General features: G+C 58.2%; 18 protein-coding genes and 1 other RNA gene. 14 read left to right on the top strand and 5 right to left on the bottom strand.

Annotation, left to right across the window (positions count from 1 at the left end; all coding sequences use genetic code 11):
• The first annotated feature begins 179 nt into the window (after positions 1 to 179).
• From LG374_RS01725 to LG374_RS01700, 6 genes are all read left to right on the top strand, one after another.
• A complete protein-coding gene (locus LG374_RS01725; RefSeq protein ID WP_225756091.1) occupies positions 180 to 968 on the top strand; it encodes a hypothetical protein in 789 nt (262 codons plus the stop codon).
• Entirely contained in the window at positions 965 to 1,600 is a 636-nt protein-coding gene (locus tag LG374_RS01720; RefSeq protein WP_004142322.1) for an FABP family protein, read from the top strand. Before LG374_RS01725 ends, LG374_RS01720 begins: the two co-directional genes overlap by 4 nt.
• 48 nt (positions 1,601 to 1,648) lie before the next feature.
• On the top strand, positions 1,649 to 2,725 hold the full coding sequence (gene serC, locus LG374_RS01715; RefSeq protein WP_225756090.1) for a 3-phosphoserine/phosphohydroxythreonine transaminase: 1,077 nt from the start codon (positions 1,649 to 1,651) through the stop codon (positions 2,723 to 2,725).
• Positions 2,726 to 2,880: 155 nt separating this feature from the next.
• Positions 2,881 to 3,882 carry a quinone-dependent dihydroorotate dehydrogenase gene (locus LG374_RS01710; protein WP_225756089.1) on the top strand — a complete coding sequence of 334 codons (1,002 nt, stop codon included), beginning with the start codon at positions 2,881 to 2,883 and terminating at the stop codon, positions 3,880 to 3,882.
• Positions 3,883 to 3,890: 8 nt separating this feature from the next.
• Positions 3,891 to 4,256, top strand: coding sequence for a hypothetical protein (locus tag LG374_RS01705; protein ID WP_225756088.1), 366 nt, complete (start codon positions 3,891 to 3,893; stop codon positions 4,254 to 4,256).
• A gap of 152 nt (positions 4,257 to 4,408) precedes the next feature.
• Positions 4,409 to 4,948, top strand: coding sequence for a DUF4274 domain-containing protein (locus tag LG374_RS01700; RefSeq protein WP_225756087.1), 540 nt, complete (start codon positions 4,409 to 4,411; stop codon positions 4,946 to 4,948).
• 287 nt (positions 4,949 to 5,235) lie between these two features.
• On the opposite strand, the gene ssrA is transcribed toward LG374_RS01700, so the two are convergent.
• Positions 5,236 to 5,584: a transfer-messenger RNA gene (gene ssrA, locus LG374_RS01695) on the bottom strand.
• Between the two features lie 94 nt (positions 5,585 to 5,678).
• Between ssrA and LG374_RS01690 the strand changes: the two genes are divergently transcribed.
• Positions 5,679 to 7,301, top strand: coding sequence for a SulP family inorganic anion transporter (locus tag LG374_RS01690; RefSeq protein WP_225756086.1), 1,623 nt, complete (start codon positions 5,679 to 5,681; stop codon positions 7,299 to 7,301).
• A gap of 332 nt (positions 7,302 to 7,633) precedes the next feature.
• Here the strand turns inward: LG374_RS01690 and LG374_RS01685 are convergent, their stop codons facing one another.
• Entirely contained in the window at positions 7,634 to 8,275 is a 642-nt protein-coding gene (locus tag LG374_RS01685) for a transaldolase family protein (protein ID WP_225756085.1), read from the bottom strand.
• 106 nt (positions 8,276 to 8,381) lie between these two features.
• On the opposite strand from LG374_RS01685, the gene miaB reads away from it, so the two are divergent.
• The 6 genes from miaB (at position 8,382) to LG374_RS01655 (ending at position 14,530) form a co-directional block, all read left to right on the top strand.
• A complete protein-coding gene (gene miaB / locus LG374_RS01680) occupies positions 8,382 to 9,752 on the top strand; it encodes a tRNA (N6-isopentenyl adenosine(37)-C2)-methylthiotransferase MiaB (protein WP_225756084.1) in 1,371 nt (456 codons plus the stop codon).
• 2 nt (positions 9,753 to 9,754) lie between these two features.
• Positions 9,755 to 10,738, top strand: a complete 984-nt coding sequence (locus tag LG374_RS01675; protein ID WP_225756083.1) for a PhoH family protein — start codon at positions 9,755 to 9,757, stop codon at positions 10,736 to 10,738.
• A complete protein-coding gene (gene ybeY / locus LG374_RS01670) occupies positions 10,735 to 11,214 on the top strand; it encodes an rRNA maturation RNase YbeY (protein ID WP_225756082.1) in 480 nt (159 codons plus the stop codon). Before LG374_RS01675 ends, ybeY begins: the two co-directional genes overlap by 4 nt.
• 30 nt (positions 11,215 to 11,244) lie before the next feature.
• Positions 11,245 to 12,294 carry a DUF1176 domain-containing protein gene (locus LG374_RS01665; protein WP_225756081.1) on the top strand — a complete coding sequence of 350 codons (1,050 nt, stop codon included), beginning with the start codon at positions 11,245 to 11,247 and terminating at the stop codon, positions 12,292 to 12,294.
• Positions 12,295 to 12,333: 39 nt separating this feature from the next.
• The gene (locus tag LG374_RS01660) at positions 12,334 to 13,218 is read left to right on the top strand and encodes a DUF808 domain-containing protein (protein ID WP_225756080.1); all 885 of its coding nucleotides are present in this window, start codon (positions 12,334 to 12,336) and stop codon (positions 13,216 to 13,218) included.
• 130 nt (positions 13,219 to 13,348) lie between these two features.
• A complete protein-coding gene (locus LG374_RS01655; protein ID WP_225756079.1) occupies positions 13,349 to 14,530 on the top strand; it encodes a transferrin-binding protein-like solute binding protein in 1,182 nt (393 codons plus the stop codon).
• Between the two features lie 241 nt (positions 14,531 to 14,771).
• Here the strand turns inward: LG374_RS01655 and LG374_RS01650 are convergent, their stop codons facing one another.
• Together LG374_RS01650 and secA are read right to left on the bottom strand one after the other, a co-directional pair.
• On the bottom strand, positions 14,772 to 15,173 hold the full coding sequence (locus tag LG374_RS01650) for a (deoxy)nucleoside triphosphate pyrophosphohydrolase (protein WP_225756078.1): 402 nt from the start codon (positions 15,171 to 15,173) through the stop codon (positions 14,772 to 14,774).
• Positions 15,173 to 17,890, bottom strand: a complete 2,718-nt coding sequence (gene secA / locus LG374_RS01645; RefSeq protein ID WP_225756077.1) for a preprotein translocase subunit SecA — start codon at positions 17,888 to 17,890, stop codon at positions 15,173 to 15,175. The genes LG374_RS01650 and secA overlap by 1 nt, the downstream gene beginning before the upstream one ends.
• Before the next feature lie 195 nt (positions 17,891 to 18,085).
• On the opposite strand from secA, the gene LG374_RS01640 reads away from it, so the two are divergent.
• A complete protein-coding gene (locus LG374_RS01640) occupies positions 18,086 to 18,448 on the top strand; it encodes a hypothetical protein (protein WP_225756076.1) in 363 nt (120 codons plus the stop codon).
• Between the two features lies 1 nt (position 18,449).
• Here the strand turns inward: LG374_RS01640 and LG374_RS01635 are convergent, their stop codons facing one another.
• Positions 18,450 to 19,613 (bottom strand): multidrug effflux MFS transporter, encoded by a 1,164-nt coding sequence (locus LG374_RS01635; protein WP_225756075.1) that lies wholly within the window; start codon positions 19,611 to 19,613, stop codon positions 18,450 to 18,452.
• Positions 19,614 to 19,628 lie beyond the last annotated feature (15 nt).

The following is a 19,628-nucleotide window of genomic DNA, read 5'->3' as shown; positions in this document are numbered from 1 at the left end:
ACAAAAAACCGCGCTCCGGCGCGGTTTTTTATCACACGACCCCGCTTAACGCGCAAAACAGCAAGGTGCATAAAAATCCCCGCCCTACAGCTGCAAAAATCTCCTCATGACAAAAACTTGCACCGCATAACCGCGCGCGCTACCGTGCCACTCATAACAACAACAAACCAACCGCCATCATGATCATGAACAACAACCCCTATCAGGTGGCGCTCGCCGCTATCCTGCCCCGACAAGCCACCAATATCGCTCGTCATACCCTCGCCAGCGGTGAAACCGTTTGGGTACGTAAAGCAGGGAAAAGCATCCCGCAGTGGCGCTATACCCTAATCGGCTACTTCGCCGCCATTTTCCACCTCAATGCGCTCAAACCCGTGCCCAACCCCGGCGGCCGCGCCGTCATCGCGACCGAGGCCGAGCGCCTGCAAATCCTGGAAGCGCACGGCGTCCATGTGCCGCACCTGCTCGCGCGCAGCGCGGACGGCATCATGTTTACTCATCTTGGTGAACACACCCTGCTTGAGTGCATCGAGCACGAAACTGACGACCTCACCCGCTGGCAACAGGGCCTTGATGCCATCCGCGCCGTGCATGAACACGGGCAATACCTGAGCGAGCCCTTCGCGCGCAACATCATCGCCTGCCCCGACGGCAGTACGGGATTCATTGATTTCGAAGAAGACCCCGGGCAGTACATGTCCTTTACCGCCTGCGAAAGCCGCGACTACCTCTGCTACCTGCAATCCACCGCCATCATCCTCAAACAGCGCGGCCACCTTGATGCTGCCGTCCGTCTGTGGCACGCCCACACTCGCACCTTGTCGCCCACCGTCGTGCACGACATTCAGGCCGCCGTGCGTCCGCTGCTGTGGATGCGCTGCCTGCATCACCCCCGCTGGGGCAAAGACCCGTTGCGTCTCGCTGCCCTTGCCGAACTGATTCACCTCGAACACCGAACATACGCATGAAATACCCCACAGACGTCTATACCGAAGCTGCCGTTGATCCTGACACCCTTGCCCATCTCGGCCCGCTTGCCCGCATGGCGGGCATCTGGCGCGGCGAAAAAGGCATGGACACCAATCCCAAAGCCGACGGCGCGCACCATGACCCCTACATCGAACACTACGAACTCCAGCCCATTGATGCCCAGACCAACGGCCCGCAGCTCTACTACGGCCTGCGCTATCACACCCATATCCTCCAGCCGGGTGGCGTCGAAACCTTCCACGACCAGGTCGGTTACTGGCTGTGGGAACCCGCCACTGGCAACGTTATCCTTACCTTGGCCATTCCGCGCGGGCAAACCGCGATGGCTGTCGGCAATGCTGCTGCCGACGCCACCACCTTCACCCTGCGTGCCGGGCGCGGCAGCCTTGAAAACGGCATCCTTTCCAACCCCTTCCTCGAACACGCCTTCAAAACCGAGAGCTATACCATCACCGTCACCCACCATCCCGACGGTAGCTGGAGCTATGAACAGGACACCGTGCTCATCATTCCCGACCGGGCACAACCCTTCCATCACACTGACCGCAACACCCTCTACAAAATCGCCGAACCCACCCCCAATCCGACCGCCCGCGCGGCGATAAAATAAACCGTCGCAAACATTGAACCATCCCCTAAAACCCCAAGAGAGGCATCCATGACCCACCGCATCTACAACTTCACCGCCGGCCCCTGCACCCTGCCGCTAGCCGTCCTCGAATCCGCCCAGGCCGAACTGCTCGACTTCCAGGGCTGCGGCATGTCCGTGCTGGAAATCAGCCACCGCAGCAAACGTTTCGAAGCCGTGCATGAAGAAACCCTGGCACTCGCACAAGAACTCATCGCCGCACCCGCCGACTTCCAGCCGCTCCTGCTTGCAGGCGGCGCGCACCAACAATTCGACATGATCCCGCTCAACCTGCTCGCCGACGGCGGCAGCGCTGCCTACATCAACAGCGGCATCTGGGCGGAAAAAGCATTGAAAGAAGCGCAACGTGTTGGCGATGCCCGCGAAATCTGGACGGGGCGCGATAGCGGCTTCACCACCCTGCCGGATGCCCTGCCGCCGCTGCCCGCCGATTGCCGCTACCTCTACCTCACCAGCAACGAAACCATCAGCGGCGTGCAATATCGCGACTACCCGACCGCCGCTGTGCCGCTGGTTATCGATGCCTCATCCGACTATTACACCCGCGCCATCCCCTGGGAACGCTGCGCTATCGTCTATGGCGGCGTGCAGAAAAACCTTGCGCCGGCGGGTCTCGCCCTCGTTTTCGTCCGCCGCGACCTCATCAAAGACCACCCGCGCGTACCCAAATTCCTCACCTACGCGGCACATGCGGCGGCGAACAGCCTGTTCAATACCCCGCCGACCTGGCAAATCTACATGCTGAACAAAGTCCTGCACTGGATTAAAGACAGCGGCGGCATCGCCCACTTCGAAGCGGAAAGCATCGCCAAATCCGGCCTGCTCTACGACTACATCGACCGCAGCAACTACTACCAGAACGACGTGCCGCCTGCCTACCGCTCGCGTACCAACGTAACCTTCCGCACCCCCTCACCCGAACTCGATACCCGCTTCTGGCAAGAAGCCGAGTCACAAGGCTTCGCCGGCCTCAAAGGGCACAAACTGCTTGGCGGCATCCGTGCCAGCATTTACAACGCCATGCCGATAGCAGGCGTAGAAGCGCTCATTAACTACATGCAAACCTTCGCGGCAAAAAACGCATAAAGAGAAAGGCTTCCTAGACGACAAAAGCCCCTCCCTCCGTGGCCGTTTCCCGATAAAAACGAGCGTTTTAGCGGGAAACAGCGGAGGGTTGGCTAAAACGCAGTAGCGACAAAGCCCAGCAACCCCGCCGCTCCCATAAAAACCGGAACCCCCACATGAACCCCTACTACCTCGCCCGTCCCTTACTCTTCCGCCTTGACCCCGAAAAAGCGCACGACCTCACCCTCGGCGCGCTTGCCCGTTTCCCGACCATCATGCCGAAAGGACAAGGCGGCCAGCCCGCCGAACTGCTGGGGCTGACCTTCCCGAACCGCCTCGGTCTCGCCGCCGGGCTGGATAAAAACGGCGTCGCCATCAGCACCTTCGACCGCTCTGGACTGGGTTTCATCGAAATTGGCACCGTTACCCCGCGCCCGCAGCCGGGCAATGACCGCCCACGCCTCTACCGCCTGCCCGAACACCAGGCCATCATCAACCGCATGGGCTTCAACAACGACGGTATCGACGCCCTCATCGCGCGCGTTACCGCCACGCCCCGTCCGCGCGCCATCCTCGGCATCAACCTCGGCAAAAATAAAAACACCCCGAACGAACAGGCGCTGGATGACTACCTCATTGGTATCCAGAAAGCTTGGGCACACGCCGACTACCTCGCCATCAACATCTCCTCACCCAACACCGCCGGCCTGCGCGACCTGCAACACGGTGCTGCCCTGCGTACCCTGCTGACAGGCATCAAGAGCGAACAACAGCGCCTTGCCGCCTCCACACAAAAACACGTCCCCATCGTCGTCAAAATTGCCCCCGACCTCGATGACGACGCGCTCAACGACCTGCTCGACACCATCGCCGCCTGCGACATCGACGGCATCATCGCCACCAACACCACCCTCGACAAGAGCACCGTTGCCAGCCATATGCACGGCAGCGAACAAGGGGGGCTGTCCGGCGCGCCGCTCACTACGCGCGCGACTGCCATCCTCACCAAAATCCGCACCCGTCTGCCGAGCATCCCGCTTATCGCCGCCGGTGGCGTAATGAGCGCCGCTGACATGCAAACCAAACTCGATGCCGGTGCCGACCTCGTGCAAATCTACACCGGCCTCATCTACCACGGCCCGCAGCTCATCCGCGATTGCCTGCGCCAACTCGGCTAAAGACGCCCATGAACGCCGCCACCTTCGCCCGCCACTGCTACCTCGAAAAAAAGCGCATGACGCAGGAAACCTTTGCCGAGGGTCCTTGCCCCAGCGCGGCGAATACCAAAATCCGCGACCTGCACCTGGACGACAGACAAACCGTGCTCCTCAAAGAAGCCGTATCCCTGCTGCTGACCGATGCCTACTACACCCTCCTGCTGGGGCTGGACGGCAGCTGCCCCATTGGCGATGCCGAACAGCAAACCTACCGGCTCTACGACGAAGCAGATAACCTGCTGACGGGAAACGGTGATCTGGAAGCCGCCGCCTACGCCTACTTTTATGAAGGGCAATATGAACAAGAAAACCCATCTGACGGGGCTGATGCATGACAGCAAATAGGTGCGCATCGTCGCCCTTATCACCGGCGTGAGGGTGATCACTCATCAAAAAATCGCTGACATATCTGCCCCGCTAGACCGCTGGGCGACTATTGAATAACACCGTGCCGCACCCTCTGCTTTCCTTTTCAGGAGCCCCCGCCATGAACACCGGATTTGGCTTGGAGCCATTTGAAGACACCCGCGACGAACGTGCGCATCAAATAATCATCGCCCATCTCGCGCAGGCGTCGCCCGCCGAGCAGTTCTGCTTTGTGCAGCGCTCGAATTACGATGGCAACGCCCGCGCGTTGCGCTGGCTTGCCGACCGTCCTGAGACCGATCGCGCCGCGATACTCGCCATGTACTGGAACCTGGGCGCGGACTGGTTGATGCAGTTTGCCGCCGAGGCGGATGTGCCTGATTACGAGCGCGCGTCCTGGCAGTTTTGCCGCCTGCTGGAAGCGCGCTATACCAGCGGCTTCTATCCCCACGCTGCCGTGTATTTCAATCCCTATGAAACAGACGGCGCCTATCCGTTTGAGTACGACAACATCACGCGCCAGCGCGAAACGCCACCTGCCATGCTAGAAACCATTGCGGGTGAGCAGCACGTTGATGTCGATGCCGATTTCCCCGACTATGACGAAGGCTTGCCGCTAGCAGTTGCGGAAGCGGTGTGGGCACTCTATGACAAGGATTGATGTCCTCTGCGTAGCGCAGCTTCCATGAACTTGCTGCTGTTCGGGCGTACTTCTGACGACAAACCGTCGGCGTCATGCAGACGGTAGCGATTTTCCCGTGTCTTCGCAGCGCGCACTTTGACATTGGTAAGCATTTGTGGGGCTAAAAATAGGGTAGGGCAGATGCCCCACGTTCTGCCCCACAGATTGGGCTGGATGCAACAGGATTTTATTGGATGGTATAGGACGGCAGATAAAGAAAAACCGCTGGATATTCAGCGGTTTTAGGACGGTATAAGCATTTGTAATGGTGGAGGCGGGGGGATTTGAACCCCCGTCCGGAAACACGCAACCTTCGGTACTACATGTTTAGGCACGTTTTTAATTTAATGGGCGTGCAGCCAACGGCCAGGCAACCCGCACACGATTCCGCTTGATTTGACTGCCTACCGGCGGACGCGATAAGCAGCGGTTCTGTAAAAATGCCACTCAGTTTGAACGTACAGACACATTCAAGTGAGCGTCAGCGGGAATTAAGCCGCTAAAGCGTAGTTGTCGTCGTTTGCAACTATTGATTTGAAAGGGATTTACGAGGTTCTTTCATCCTCGACATGCACCTGGAGTCTTGTCATCCCCGTCGAATCCAGGAACGCCCCCAAGTGCGCGCGATTATAGACAGCGTCAGGCGGGAAATCCAGTAGCCGTAGGCCCGCGCGCGGCGTAGAATCCGTGATTTTTTGAGGAAGATTTCATGTTTGCCTGGATAGAAGCCCGTCGTGCCGGGCTCTTCGCCCCCCAGAACTGGTTACGCAACATCATCGCCGGCATCATCGTCGGCATCGTCGCCCTGCCGCTTTCCATGGCCTTTGCCATCGCAACGGGCGTCAAACCGGAACAGGGCATCTATACCGCTATCGTCGCCGGTTTTATCGTCTCGGTTTGCGGCGGCTCACGCGTACAAATTGCCGGGCCCACCGGCGCCTTCATCGCCATCCTCGCCGGCATCACCGCGCAATACGGCTTCGACGGCCTGCAAATTGCCACCGTCCTCGCCGGCGTGATGCTGTTTTTTATGGGTCTCTTCCGCCTCGGCACCATGATCCGCTTTATCCCGATGCCGGTCATCCTCGGCTTCACCGCCGGCATCGGTGTCGTCATCTGGGTCGGGCAATGGGCTTCCTTCTTTGGTCTGCCGAAAGCGACGGGCGCGCATTTCCACGAACAAATCTGGGCACTACTGCGCAGCTTCCCGCAGATGCACCTTGCCACCACTGGTCTCGCGTTGATGTCGCTGGCGCTGCTCATCATCGTGCCGAAAATCGCCCTGCTGCGCCGCATCCCGTCGCCGATGTGGGTACTTATCGCGGCAACCGTCCTGCAAAGCCTCTGCCAGTTTGACGGCGTTGCCACCATCGGCTCGGCCTACGGCGGCATCCCGCAAAAACTGCCAACCTTCGCCCTGCCGGATTTCAGCTGGACGAAAATCACCACACTCATCTTGCCCGCCTTCACCATCGCCATGCTTGGCGCTATCGAATCGCTGCTCTCGGCGGTTGTCGCCGACGGCATGACCGGTACGCGCCACAGCTCCAACCAGGAACTCGTTGGCCAGGGGCTTGCCAACATCATCACCCCCTTCTTCGGCGGTTTTGCTGCGACCGGCGCTATCGCCCGTACCGCGACCAATATTCGTCAGGGCGGCAACAGCCCGCTTGCCGGTATCGTTCACGCGTTGACCCTCATCCTCATCTTGCTGGTCGCCGCACCGCTCGCCGCCAACATCCCGCTCGCCGCGCTGGCCGCCATCCTCTTCCAGGTCGCCTGGAACATGAGCGAGCCGAAACGCTGCCTCAACATGCTGCGTCGCGCCCCGCGCGCCGACAACGCCCTCTTCCTCATCACCTTCGCTCTCACCGTCTTTGTGGACCTTGTCGTCGCGGTCAACATCGGCGTCATCCTCGCCACTCTGCACTTCCTCGGACAAATGGCGAAAGCGGTCGAAGTCAAAAAAGGCGAGCACAGCAGCGATAGCAAAGCGCTACCAGAAGACGTGCAAATGTTCATCGTCAACGGCCCCTTCTTCTTCGGCGCGATGGAAAAATTCGAAAAAACCCTTGCCGACATCAACACCCAGCCGCGCGCCGTTATCCTGCGTATGCGCTGGGTGCCGTACATTGACATGACCGGCATCCTCACCCTGGAACGCGTCATCACCGACTTCCACAAACGCGGCATCCGCGTCCTCATCTCCGGGGCAAACGAACAAGTCCGTGCCAGTCTGAGCCGCAGCGGCGTACTGACCCTGCTTGGCGAAGAGAACTTCATGCGCGATTTTGATACGGCGGTGGCGGCGCTGAAACAGGCACAGGAGTAACGGCCACCAAGCGGGATAAATACGGGTGTTATGGGCAGGATTCGTCGCCGATGCGAGTGATTTCAGCCTCGCCTCGTCCTAGCGGGGCGAGCTGTCCCAGTCCCGCAGACGGAGAGGTATTTGCCCTTTGTTTCCGCAGCTATTTCTACAACTACTGAGATAGGTAGATACCTGTGACCGCTTGACGGGCCCAGTGTTTACGCCGCTTGGTAGGTCCAGTATTTACGCCGCTTGGCGAACCCAGTATTTACGCCGCTTGGCGGGCCCAGTGTTTACACCGCTTGACGGGCCCAGTGTTTACGCCGCTTGGCGCGAGAAGAGATGCGGTGAATTTATAAGCCGCCGTCGGCGTTGAAAACGCGGATGGCTTCGTTGGCGACGGTTTTTTCCAGCATTTGCCGCAGCAGTTCCGGCGGGATGGTGCAGGTGTGGGCGCCAGCGTCGAGGGCGTGCAGGATTTGCTGGGTGTTTTTGAAACTTGCGCCTATGATGCGGCAGTTGATGGCGTGTTCATCGTAGTAGTGGCGGGCGGTGGCGATAACGGCATACGGATCAATGCCGTTGTTTTCCATGCGGTTCACATAGGGCGCGACGTAGGCGCAGCCGGCGATGCCGGCGAGGATGGCCTGTTCGGCGGAGTAGATGGCGGTGCCGAGCAGCGGGATGTCCGGCCACTGTGCACGCATTTCTCTGACGGCACGTAATCCTTCGGTATTGATGGGGACTTTGATGCCGAGCGGCGCATCAGGAAAAAGGGCGAGTAGTTGCCCAAAATCATGAACCAGGGCGGCAGCGTCGTTGCCCAGCACTTGCACAAAGAGCCGCTCAGGGTGGGTTTGGAGGATGGCGGCAAGTTGTTCGGCGCGCGGCGCGGGGTGCTGTTTGAGCAGGGTCGGGTTGGTGGTGATGCCTTTGAGGATGCCGAGGTCGCGATAATGCTGAATGTCGGTCAGGTTAGCGGTGTCGAGGTACATGGCGGGGCTCCGTGAAGGGTTCGCCGCTATTGTACGCCGCCTGCGGTCAGTGGCGCGCCGGGGAAGCGGTATATAATGCCCGCCGTTTTTTTCTTCGCTTATGTGTATGAAGCCTTTACTGAAACACGTCTATATTGAAACTTACGGCTGCCAGATGAACGAGTACGACTCGTCCAAGATGCTTGCCGTGCTCAAGGTATCACACGGGATTACGCCGGTCGCGACGCCGGAAGAAGCCGATATTCTTTTGCTCAATACTTGTTCTATCCGCGAGAAGGCGCAGGAGAAGGTCTTTTCGCAGATTGGCCGCTGGAAGCCGCTGAAAGACGCCAAGCCGCATGTCATCATCGCGGTGGGCGGTTGTGTCGCCTCGCAGGAGGGCGAGGAATTGCGCCGCCGTGCGCCAGCGGTGGATGTGGTCTTTGGGCCGCAGACGCTGCACCGTTTGCCGAACTTGATCAGCGAGGCGCAGGAGAAGCGGGGCGGGGTAGTTGATGTGTCGTTTCCGGAAATCGAGAAGTTCGACCATCTGCCGGAGCCGCGCGCGGAAGGGCCGACGGCGTTTGTCTCGGTGATGGAAGGCTGCTCGAAGTATTGCACGTTCTGCGTTGTGCCTTATACGCGCGGCGAGGAGGTGAGCCGCCCGTTTGATGATGTGATTGCCGAATGTGCCGCGCTCGCCGCCCAAGGGGTGCGCGAAATCAATCTGCTCGGCCAGAATGTGAACGCCTATCGCGGCGCGATGTTCGACGGCGATACCGCCGATTTGGCGCTGTTGATTGAGTATGTCGCCGCGATTGACGGTATTGACCGCGTCCGCTTCACCACGTCGCATCCGGTGGAATTTACGGACAATTTGATTGAGGTGTACCGCCGCGTGCCGCAGCTCGTCAGCCATTTGCATCTGCCGGTGCAAAGCGGCTCGGACAAGATACTGACTTTGATGAAGCGCGGTCACAAGGCGGCGGAATATAAGGAGAAGCTGGCACGGCTGCGGGAAATCCGCCCGAATATCAGTTTTTCTTCGGATTTCATCGTCGGTTTCCCCGGCGAGGAAGACGAGGATTTTGAAGCGACGATGCAGCTGATTGAGGATGTGTTCTACGACACCTCGTTCAGCTTTATTTACAGCCCGCGCCCCGGCACACCCGCCGCTGCCATGCCCGACCGCATCCCGATGGACGTGAAGAAAGCCCGTCTCGCCCGCTTGCAGGCGCGCATTTTGCAGATGGCGGCGCAGATTTCCGCCGATATGGTCGGCAGCGAGCAATGGGTGCTGGTGGACGGCATTTCGAAGAAGAACAAGAACGAAGTCTGTGGGCGCACCGAGAACAACCGCGTCGTCAACTTCCAGGCACCGGCGAGCCTGATTGGCCGCTTCGCCAAGGTTCATATCACCGCTGCTTATAAGAATTCCCTGCGTGGCCGCCTGCTGGAAGCCGAAGCCCAGCCCGCGCCGCGCCGTTACACCGCCTGATTATGTCTGATCATTACACTCTCGCTTTCCAACTTAGCCCGCAAGACCATAGCCGCCTCGGCGAACTGGTTGGGCAGTTGAACGCCCACCTGCGCCTGATCGAAGAACAACTGCATGTGCAGATTGAAAGTCGCGGCCACCTTTTCCAAATCATCGGCGACGAAGGCCGCTGCGCCCAAGCGCGGTTCGTCATCGAACATCTTTATGGCCAGACCGGCGGCGGTGTGCTCAACCTGGATGACGTGCACCTCGCCCTACGCGATGCCGGTGCGACGCTATCCGGTGAAATCGCCGCGCGTGGCGAAGGCCAGGATATCCGCATCGAAACACGGCGCGGCACCATCAGCGGACGCGGCAGTAACCAGCGCCGCTACTTGCGCCGCATCTTCGAGCATGCCGTGAATTTCGGCATCGGCCCGGCGGGCACGGGCAAAACCTATCTTGCCGTTGCTGCCGCCGTGTCGTACCTCGCCGAAGACAAAGTGCGCAAACTTGTCCTCGTCCGCCCTGCTGTGGAGGCGGGCGAGCGTCTCGGCTTCCTGCCGGGCGACATGACACAGAAAGTGGATCCCTATCTGCGTCCGCTCTACGACGCGCTGAACGACATGCTCGGTGGTGAGCGCGTCGCCAAACTGATGGAACGCGGCGTCATTGAAATTGCCCCGCTCGCCTTCATGCGCGGCCGCACCCTGAACGACGCCTTCATCATCCTCGACGAAGCGCAGAACACCACCGTCGAACAAATGAAAATGTTCCTGACCCGCCTCGGCTTCGGCTCGACCGCCGTTATCACCGGCGATACCACGCAAATCGACCTGCCCAGGGGCACGACCAGCGGCCTCAAACACGCCGCACGCATCCTGGAAAACGTCGAAGGTATCTCCTTCACCCGCTTCGTAGCGCAAGACGTGGTGCGGCACCCATTGGTGCAGCGCATCGTCGAAGCCTACGCTGCCGCTGACCAACCGGAAAACAACACACCATGACACTCACCATTGACTACCAGACCGAAGAACTCGGTAACGACGAACGCTTCCCCAGCGAAAAACGCCTGCAACGCTGGCTGGACACCGCCTACGAAGCCCTCGCCCTGAGCGAGGCGCTGGAACTCACCGTGCGCCTCGTGGATAACGACGAAATGCAGGAACTCAACCGCGAATACCGGGGCAAAGACGCGCCGACCAACGTTCTCTCCTTCCCCTGCGACTGGGACCTGCCGGAAGAACCGCGCCTTCTCGGCGACGTCGTGATTGCCGCCGCCGTGGTCAACCGCGAAGCCAAAGAACAGAAAAAAAGTGCTGAAGCACACTGGGCGCACATCACTATCCACGGCTTCCTGCATCTTCTTGGTTACGACCACATTGAAGACACTGACGCCGAAAAAATGGAAAACGCCGAACGCGACATCCTCGCCCGTCTCGGTTACGCCGATCCCTATGCCCCGGTTGCAGACGCCTGCTAACCGCCTCCCTTTCAACGAATAGAGACATATATGAATAAAACCCTCCTCCTGCTAGCCTTGCTCGGCACTACCGCCACGGCTGCCGTCAGCTTCACCCACGGCGACTGGCAAATAAACTGCGACAACACCCACACCTGCCGCGTCGCCGGTTACCAAACAGACGATGGCGAAAAGGCGCCGGTTTCCGTCCTCCTCACCCGCGCCGCCGGTGCCGATGCGCCCATCAGCGGCAAAATCAGCCTGCTTACCGATGATGAATCGCCATTACCTGACCACATCACCTTCATCCTCGACGGCAAAAACCTCGGCGAACTGCGCCCGGACAAAAATAACGGAGAAGCCGAACTGAATGCCGCCCAAATCGAAGCGCTATTAACCGCTCTACAAGCACCGCATGCTGACATCCAATTCAGCGGCGGAAAAACACAATGGCAACTGTCTGCGGCGGGGGCGTCAGCCGTCCTCCTCAAATGGGACGAAGCACAAGGACGCTTGCAGACCCCGAGCGCCGTTACCCTGAAACAACGCGGCAAAAAAACCGTCATCGTCGCGCCAGCAGCCAAGCCGGAGCTCAAAGCCGTAAACATCCAGCCCGGCAAACCGACACTTATTGCGCCCGATGCCGCCGATTACGCCCGCCTCAACAAACTGCTGGATCCGAAAGCAGAATGCCTCACCAGCGACAGCAGCGCCGATCAAGAATCCTACAGCGCCGAAGAAAAAACATTGGAGGTTTACGACCTGGATGCCCGGCACAAACTGGTGGACAAACTCTGCTGGCGTGGCCCTTACAACACAACCCACAACTACGGCCTCTTCGATAACAAACTGCAAAACCTGCAACAGCGGCTTGGCAGCGACGAAGAGCCCATGAACGACTTCGACGGCAAAACCATCAGCGGCCAAATGAAAGGGCGTGGCCTTGGTGATTGCTGGTCTGGCAGCGAATACATCTGGACTGGCGAAAAATACGAACTCAGCAGCGCCCTTGATAGCGGCCTCTGTCGCGGCTTTGGCGGCGGGGCATGGCAACTGCCGACATTCGTCTCCAACGTTACCGAGGTCGAAAATGCACAATAAACCCGTGCTGCGGCTGCCCAAGCTGCGTGGGGACGCCTGATGGCTGGCGGTTTCTTTGCCCTGCTGGACGACGTTGCCAGCATCCTGGACGACGTGGCGGCGATGACCAAAGTCGCCACCAAAAAAACCGCCGGTGTCCTCGGCGACGATCTGGCACTGAACGCCAACCAGCTCACAGGCATCCGCGCCAGCCGTGAGCTACCCATCATCTGGGCCGTCAGCAAAGGCTCGCTGCTCAACAAAGCCATCATCGTTCCCATCGCTTTCCTGCTCAGCGCCTTCCTGCCCGCTGTCGTGCCGCTTATCCTTATGATCGGCGGCGCCTACCTCTGCTACGAAGGCGTGGAAAAAATCCTGCACCGCCTACTGCATCACCATGAAGAAGCGGCGCCGGCACAGGCAGATGACGCACAAACACCCGAACAGCAGGAACAAGACAAAATCCGTAGCGCCATTCGCACCGACTTCATCCTCTCCATCGAAATCATCGTCATCGCACTGGCGAGCTTCGTCGGCAAACCGCTCGTCACACAAATCCTCGGCCTCAGCATAGTTGCCCTTGTACTCACCGCCGCCGTCTATGGCGTCGTCGCCATCATCGTGAAAATCGACGACCTCGGCCTGTACTGGAGCAGAACCGCCAACCGCATCCTGCAAACAGTGGGACAAACCCTGCTGTGGTTTGCGCCCAGACTGCTCAAAGCCCTGTCCGTGGTTGGGACGGCGGCCATGTTTATCGTCGGCGGCCACCTCTGGGTCGAAAACATCGCGCCACTGCACCACCTCGCCCAACGCTGGACGTATAACATAGGCGGCTTTGCTGCCTGGTGCACAGAAGCCGCGCTATCCATCGCCGTCGGCAGCGTGGTCGGCCTTGCTGCGTATCTTGCCGTTACAGGCATTGCCAAACTGCGCCATTACTGAAAAGTCGTATTCATACAACGCGCTTGTGGCATCCTTGCAAAAGGCTTGCAATCAGTTATCAATCATGTATTATTGTCCACCTTAACGTAAGTTAATAGTTCTTCCCTAACCAACCCTCTATGGAGTACCTATGCAACGGAAAACCCTCAAACCGCAATGGATGCTGTCCGTCCTCAGCGTCGCATTACTGGCCGCCTGCGGTGGCGGCTCCGGCACCTTCTCGCCAACGGACCAAAGCCATAAAGGTTTGATACCGGATGGCACCAATAACAACAGCGGTAATGCACCCAAAGTAGTTGATAAAACGGATCCGACCATCAATAAATTTTTGGTTGAAATAAAGGACGTTGGTCAGCAAAACAGCCCATCCGTCTCTTCCGTTGATAATAATAACAACAAAGTTATTGATCCTGCCGATGACATCCGCTTTAATCAACCTGGTATTGTGAGCGAAATTACAACGTATAAGGAAATACCTGATGGTTCAAAACCTGAAGGTGTCACTTACGGAGACGATGTTATTGTTATGCGGGATGTGAACAATCTGTGGAATTTCACAGTGGATTCCGGAACGGTCGATTTGAATACAGCATTCACTCCTAATCATTTCCCCCGCGATGCTGGCACCAACAAAATTACCAAGAAACGTGAAAATGGTGTTTTGAGGGATTATGGTGGCACGATTGACCGCAGATTCAATAGAATCCTACTTTTTGCTCCGATCGTAAATAATGGGACTGCCAACATTACCAATCCCAATGGCTATTTGAGTTCCTTTTTCCGCAGTCCTGGTGCTGCCGGTTGGAGTTATCAGACCTTCGGCAGTTTCTTTGGCAATTCCAATAATCGCTTCTTGGATGCGTCCCGAGATACCTTTGTTGGCTATCAAAGCATCGGTAAACCGACCCTGCCGAGCGAAATGCCGAAGTCTGGCTCTGCCGATTACAACGGTATCAGCCACGGCTATTACAATGGTAACCAAGTCACGGCGCTGAACAAACTGCATGCCAATTTCGGCAAACGCAGCATCAGCTACGAAACGACCGGCGTGTCGCAGTTGCATACCTTTGAAGGTACGGATCATGTGATCGAAGACAAACCGGCCTTCAATCTGAGTGGTTCTGCCTCTTGGGCAGCCAATAGCAGCGATTTCAGTGGTGATATCCGTACTGCCGAAGGCTTGACTGGGAAATGGCAAGGCCGTTTCTATGGCCCGAATGCCGATGAAGTGGGCGGCGTCTTCGGTTTGCAAGGAACAGCAACCGATGGTTCAGCCGTGCAGTATGTGGGCGGCTTTGGCGCAGCGCGTTAATCGAGCCATTTGGCATCACATAAAAAAGGCGGGATTTCCCGCCTTTTTTATGGGCGAATACAGGTCTTCTTTCAGTTTTTGCTATGCGAAGCCTTATCTGATTGCTGTTACAAGGCTTTTCGATGCAAATGTACCACCCATCTTACCGGTGCGGTTCGAAGTAAGACTTTCCCTGCATTAGCCGTTACGGATTTTCGACCATCTTTTCAAAACGAAAGCCTCGCATCGCGGGGCTTTATTGTCAGGTGTTGTCGTCGCTCATCAGTTTTTGCAGGACGATGGTATTGGGTTCGGGAAAGCGATAGCTGCCGAGGTCGGCACGTGCCACCCAGCGCCAGCGTTGGCCTTCGAGGCTCTGTGGTTGGAGGTCATGCGTCGGGCGGCAGTGGTAGAAATCAATGCTGATTTCTGCACCGCGCATGCCGTGGTAGTAGTGGTGGAAGGGCACCCCCGCGAGATCGAGGCCGAGTTCTTCGCGCAGTTCGCGGATAAGTGCGGCTTCGTGGCTTTCGCCCGTCTCAATTTTGCCGCCGGGAAATTCCCAGTAACCCGCCCAGTTTTTGTTGGGCGGGCGTTCGGCGATGAGCAGTTGGCCGTCGCGATTTTCGATGATAGCCGCGACAACAGCAATGGGCGCGCCCATCAGGCGAGTTTGCCGTGGCAGTCTTTGACGCGTTTGCCGGAGCCGCAGGGGCAGAGGCCGTTGCGACCGACGCGCGCCAGTTGTTCCGGGGTCGGGTTGGGGATGGGCGTGGCGTCGTCACCGTCGTGACCACCCTGATAATGGGCGTGGGCGAGTTCGGCGTCGTGCTCTTCACGCGCATGTTGCTGCATGGCGTCGGCTTCGTCAGCAGCGTTTTGTTGCTGGAACTGGATGTGAGCGAGGACGCGCACGATTTCAAACTGGATGTTTTGCAGCAGGTCCTGGAAGAGCTCGAAGGATTCGCGCTGGTACTCGCGTTTCGGGTCTTTTTGCGCGCGCGAACGCAGCCAGATGGCCTGGCGCAGCATATCCATGGTTTGCAGGTGCTGCTTCCATTGGGTGTCGATGGTTTGCAGGGCGACGTATTTTTCGACACGGCGCATGATGTCCGCCCCGACTTGTGCTTCTTTGTCCGCTTGCACGGCATTCAGGAATTCGACAAGACCGTCCTTGATTTCCTGCGCGGTCATGTTTGGGTTGGTTTCGAGCCAGTGGCCTTTGATGTCCACCACGTCTTTGCCGATGCCAAATTGTTGCAGGAGGGCCGCTTCGAGGCCGTCCAGATCCCAGTTTTGCCGTACTTGTTCGTCGCTGATGTAGCGGCCGGCGAGGCTGTCAATGACGCTGACGCGCATGTTGGCAATCATGTCGGCGATGCTGTCGGCATCCATGATGGCGGCGCGCTGGGTGTAGATGACTTTGCGCTGTTCGTTGGCGACGTTATCGTATTCGAGCAGGTTTTTGCGCGAGTCGAAGTTGTGTGCTTCGACTTTGCGTTGCGCGCCTTCGATTTGTTTGGAAACCATGCGCGATTCGATGGCTTCGTTTTCGCCCATGCCTAGGCGCGCCATCATGGAAGCCATGCGTTCGCCGGCGAAGATGCGCACGAGGTTATCGTCGAGGGCGACGTAGAAGCGACTGGAACCGGGGTCGCCCTGACGGCCGGAGCGACCGCGCAGCTGGTTGTCGATACGGCGTGATTCGTGGCGTTCAGCGCCGATAACGTGCAAACCGCCGGCGGCAACCACGGCGTCATGGCGCGCCTGCCATTCGTTGCGCACCGCCTGTTTTTGTTCTTCGCTGGCGTCTTTGCCCAGTGCGTTCAGCTCGGCGCGCAGGCTGCCGCCGAGAACGATGTCGGTACCGCGTCCGGCCATGTTGGTAGCGATGGTTACCTGTCCGGGACGACCCGCCTGGGCGATGATTTCTGCTTCGCGTGCGTGCTGTTTGGCGTTCAGCACGTTGTGATCGATGCCGAGTTTGCTGAGTAGGCCGGAGACAAGTTCGGAGGTTTCGATGGAAGCGGTGCCGAGCAGTACCGGCTGGCCTTTTTCCTGACAGGCGCGCACGTCTTCGGCGATAGCGTCGTATTTGCCCTTTTGGTTAAGGTAGATGAGGTCAGTGTAGTCTTGGCGCTGTATGGGGCGGTTGGTAGGGATGACAACGGTTTCGAGGCCGTAGATATCCTGGAATTCAAAGGCTTCGGTATCTGCAGTACCGGTCATGCCTGCCAGCTTGGTGTAGAGGCGGAAGAAGTTTTGGTAGGTGATAGAAGCGAGCGTTTGCGTTTCTTGTTTGATCGGCACGCCTTCTTTGATTTCGATTGCCTGGTGCAAGCCGTCCGACCAGCGGCGGCCTTCCATGGTGCGACCGGTGAATTCGTCAACGATGACAACTTCGTCGTTGCGGATAATGTAGTCCACATCTTTGTGATAGAGGTGGTGTGCGCGTAGGCAGGCGTTCAGGTGGTGGAAGATGCCGAGGTTTTTCTGGTCGTAGAGGCTTTCGTCAGCGCCGAGGATACCGCGTTCGACCAGCAGCGTTTCAAGGTGGTCGTGACCGCTTTCGGTGAGGCCGACTTGCTTGGTTTTTTCGTCGATACTGAAATCGCCAGGGCCGTCTTTTTCTTTTTGCGGTTCGAGTTCCGGCACGAGGGCATTGAGTTTTTGATAGAGCTCGGTATCCATATCCGCCGCGCCGGAGATGATGAGCGGGGTGCGCGCTTCGTCGATGAGGATGGAGTCCACTTCGTCCACGATGGCGAAGTTCAGCTCGCGTTGCAAACGGTCTTCCGGGGAGAGCGCCATGTTGGTGCGCAGGTAATCGAAGCCGAATTCGTTATTGGTGCCGTAGGTAATATCGCTGCGGTATGCCGCCTGTTTGTCTTCCTGCGACATGCCGGCAATGATGATGCCGGTCGAGAGGCCGAGGAAGCCGTAAAGCTCGCCCAGTTCCTCGCCGTCGCGGCGAGCAAGGTAGTCGTTAACGGTAACGACGTGTACGCCTTTGCCCGAAAGTGCGTTCAAATACACCGCCAGCGTTGCTACCAGTGTTTTCCCTTCACCGGTGCGCATTTCCGCGATTTTGCCCTGATGCAGGACGATACCGCCGATCATCTGTACGTCGTAATGGCGCAAGCCGAGTACACGCTGGCTCGCTTCGCGCACCACGGCAAACGCTTCGGGCAGGAGCTGGTCCAGCGTCTCGCCCTTGCCCAGGCGCTCGCGGAATTCGACGGTTTTCGCTTTCAGCGCGTCATCATCCAGTGCCTGCATCTGTGGTTCGAACGCATTGATTTTGCTGACCGTTTTGCGGTACTGCTTGATCAGGCGTTCGTTACGGGAGCCAAAAATTTTTGCGGCGATATTGTTAAGCATCGTTCCATCCTTTCTAAAGGGTTGCGCCGCGCCAAACGGGCGGCAAGACAGCGCGCATCATACCGTAAACGGTGGTTGCATGACCTTGATATGATGACACGCCTAACGTTCGCGATATGCGTCCGCACCGCGTGGGAATCAAGGCCTGCCATGAAAAAACATTTCACCCAGCCGCCACGGCATTTAAAAAACATTTTGCGCCAGCTGCAGCTTGATGCGGGCAGCGAGCAGGCAGCACGCTACCGGCAACTGCTTGACGCCTGTCTGCCGGCAATGTGGCGCGATCGCGTGCTGCTCGGCAGTGTGGAAGGCTTGCGCTGGCAATTGTGGGTGGCAAACGGCAGCGACGGTACCCGTCTGCGCTTCCTGCTTAGTGAAATCCAAAACGTCCTCGCGCAAAAATTACCGCATCCGCCGCAACTGAGCGTCACCGTCCGCCCCGACATCTGGGCGCAGCAGCGCCACTTGCCAGCGCCCATCCGTTTGCATCAGCGTCATGATTACACGATGGAAGAAGCCGATGCGGTGATTAGTGCGTTTATCAACGAGCTACGCTGATTCAGGCCTTATCGCGCATTTGCCAATAGAGGGCGGCAGCGAGGAGGGCGCAGACGAGAATAGCGCTTGCGGCCGCATAAAAAATATTGCCGATGCCGACCAGCGGTGAGACCGCACCGCCGAGGGTAAAGCCGAAAAAACCGAGAAAAGCGGAAGCACTGCCCGCATATTGTCGTTCGGCGGACATGGCCAGCGCGGACAGCCCCGGATTGACGCAGCCCATACAAAAAAGTAGCAGGAAAAAGCCGATTTCCACCAACCAGACTGGTGCCTGCGCGCACAACACCAGCGCCACCAGTAAAGCGGCAGCGGCATAACCACCGATACCGAAACGCAGCGCGCGCTGCACCCGCATCTTGCGTGCGAGAGTCGCCCCGCCGACCAGCGCTGCGCCGTTCAAAGCAAAGCAGAGGCTGTAAACAAAATCGCTGACGCCATAAGCGGTCTGAAAAATAAATGACGACGAGGCGATGTAGGCAAACAGCCCACCCATCACCAGTGCCTGAATACAGGCAAACCCCATAAAAGTGCGGTTGCCGAGAATCTTGCCAAGCACGGCAAAAATGGAGAGCAGCGAGCCGGAGACGCGTTTATGCGGCGGGTGTGACTCTTCCAGACGCCGGCAGAAGGCCATCAGCACCACGCCAATTAGCACTAGTACCACAAAAATCCCGCGCCAATTGGTGAACTGCAACAGCAGCGCCCCGATGACTGGCGAGATAATCGGCGCGATGCCGTTCACTGACATCAATAGCCCGTAAAAACGGCCAAGCTCCTCGCCCTGATACCAATCGGCGGCAATCGCGCGCGACAGCACCACGCTGCCTGCCGACGACAGACCCTGAATGGCGCGCAGCACGATCATCCCTTCAATATCCTGCGTAAAAACAATAAGCAGGCTGCTGGCGATATAGATGGCAAGCGACACCATCAGCGGGCGGATGCGTCCGTATTTGTCGCTGATGGGGCCAATAAAAAGCTGGCCGAGACCGAGGCCAATCATGGACGTGGTTAGGGTCAGCTGCACCATGGAGGCGCTGGTGTGGAAATACTCGCCCATACCCGGCAGCGCGGGCAGGTAAAGGTCGGTGATAAAAGGCCCGAAGGCAGAGAGCGAGCCGAGCAGCAGGATGAGAAAAAGACGGCTGTTTTTAGCGTGGGACATGAAGAATCCTTGAAA

Source organism: Cardiobacterium sp. Marseille-Q4385, from assembly GCF_916618745.1.
In the GTDB taxonomy this organism is placed as follows: domain Bacteria; phylum Pseudomonadota; class Gammaproteobacteria; order Cardiobacteriales; family Cardiobacteriaceae; genus Cardiobacterium.
Note: the sequence above shows the minus strand (reverse complement) of the source record. Positions and strands in the feature narration are given on the sequence as shown.

Bases quoted from the DNA above. Each gene is read 5' to 3' on its own strand.
- LG374_RS01700 (WP_225756087.1), top strand. From the start codon at position 4,409: ATGAACACCGGATTTGGCTTGGAGCCATTTGAAGACACCCGCGACGAA.
- LG374_RS01710 (WP_225756089.1), top strand. From the start codon at position 2,881: ATGAACCCCTACTACCTCGCCCGTCCCTTACTCTTCCGCCTTGACCCC.
- LG374_RS01720 (WP_004142322.1), top strand. From the start codon at position 965: ATGAAATACCCCACAGACGTCTATACCGAAGCTGCCGTTGATCCTGAC.
- serC (WP_225756090.1), top strand. From the start codon at position 1,649: ATGACCCACCGCATCTACAACTTCACCGCCGGCCCCTGCACCCTGCCG.
- LG374_RS01660 (WP_225756080.1), top strand. From the start codon at position 12,334: ATGGCTGGCGGTTTCTTTGCCCTGCTGGACGACGTTGCCAGCATCCTG.
- LG374_RS01655 (WP_225756079.1), top strand. From the start codon at position 13,349: ATGCAACGGAAAACCCTCAAACCGCAATGGATGCTGTCCGTCCTCAGC.
- LG374_RS01675 (WP_225756083.1), top strand. From the start codon at position 9,755: ATGTCTGATCATTACACTCTCGCTTTCCAACTTAGCCCGCAAGACCAT.
- LG374_RS01650 (WP_225756078.1), bottom strand. From the start codon at position 15,173: ATGGGCGCGCCCATTGCTGTTGTCGCGGCTATCATCGAAAATCGCGAC.
- miaB (WP_225756084.1), top strand. From the start codon at position 8,382: ATGAAGCCTTTACTGAAACACGTCTATATTGAAACTTACGGCTGCCAG.
- ybeY (WP_225756082.1), top strand. From the start codon at position 10,735: ATGACACTCACCATTGACTACCAGACCGAAGAACTCGGTAACGACGAA.
- LG374_RS01685 (WP_225756085.1), bottom strand. From the start codon at position 8,275: ATGTACCTCGACACCGCTAACCTGACCGACATTCAGCATTATCGCGAC.
- LG374_RS01705 (WP_225756088.1), top strand. From the start codon at position 3,891: ATGAACGCCGCCACCTTCGCCCGCCACTGCTACCTCGAAAAAAAGCGC.
- LG374_RS01665 (WP_225756081.1), top strand. From the start codon at position 11,245: ATGAATAAAACCCTCCTCCTGCTAGCCTTGCTCGGCACTACCGCCACG.
- LG374_RS01635 (WP_225756075.1), bottom strand. From the start codon at position 19,613: ATGTCCCACGCTAAAAACAGCCGTCTTTTTCTCATCCTGCTGCTCGGC.
- LG374_RS01690 (WP_225756086.1), top strand. From the start codon at position 5,679: ATGTTTGCCTGGATAGAAGCCCGTCGTGCCGGGCTCTTCGCCCCCCAG.
- LG374_RS01725 (WP_225756091.1), top strand. From the start codon at position 180: ATGATCATGAACAACAACCCCTATCAGGTGGCGCTCGCCGCTATCCTG.
- secA (WP_225756077.1), bottom strand. From the start codon at position 17,890: ATGCTTAACAATATCGCCGCAAAAATTTTTGGCTCCCGTAACGAACGC.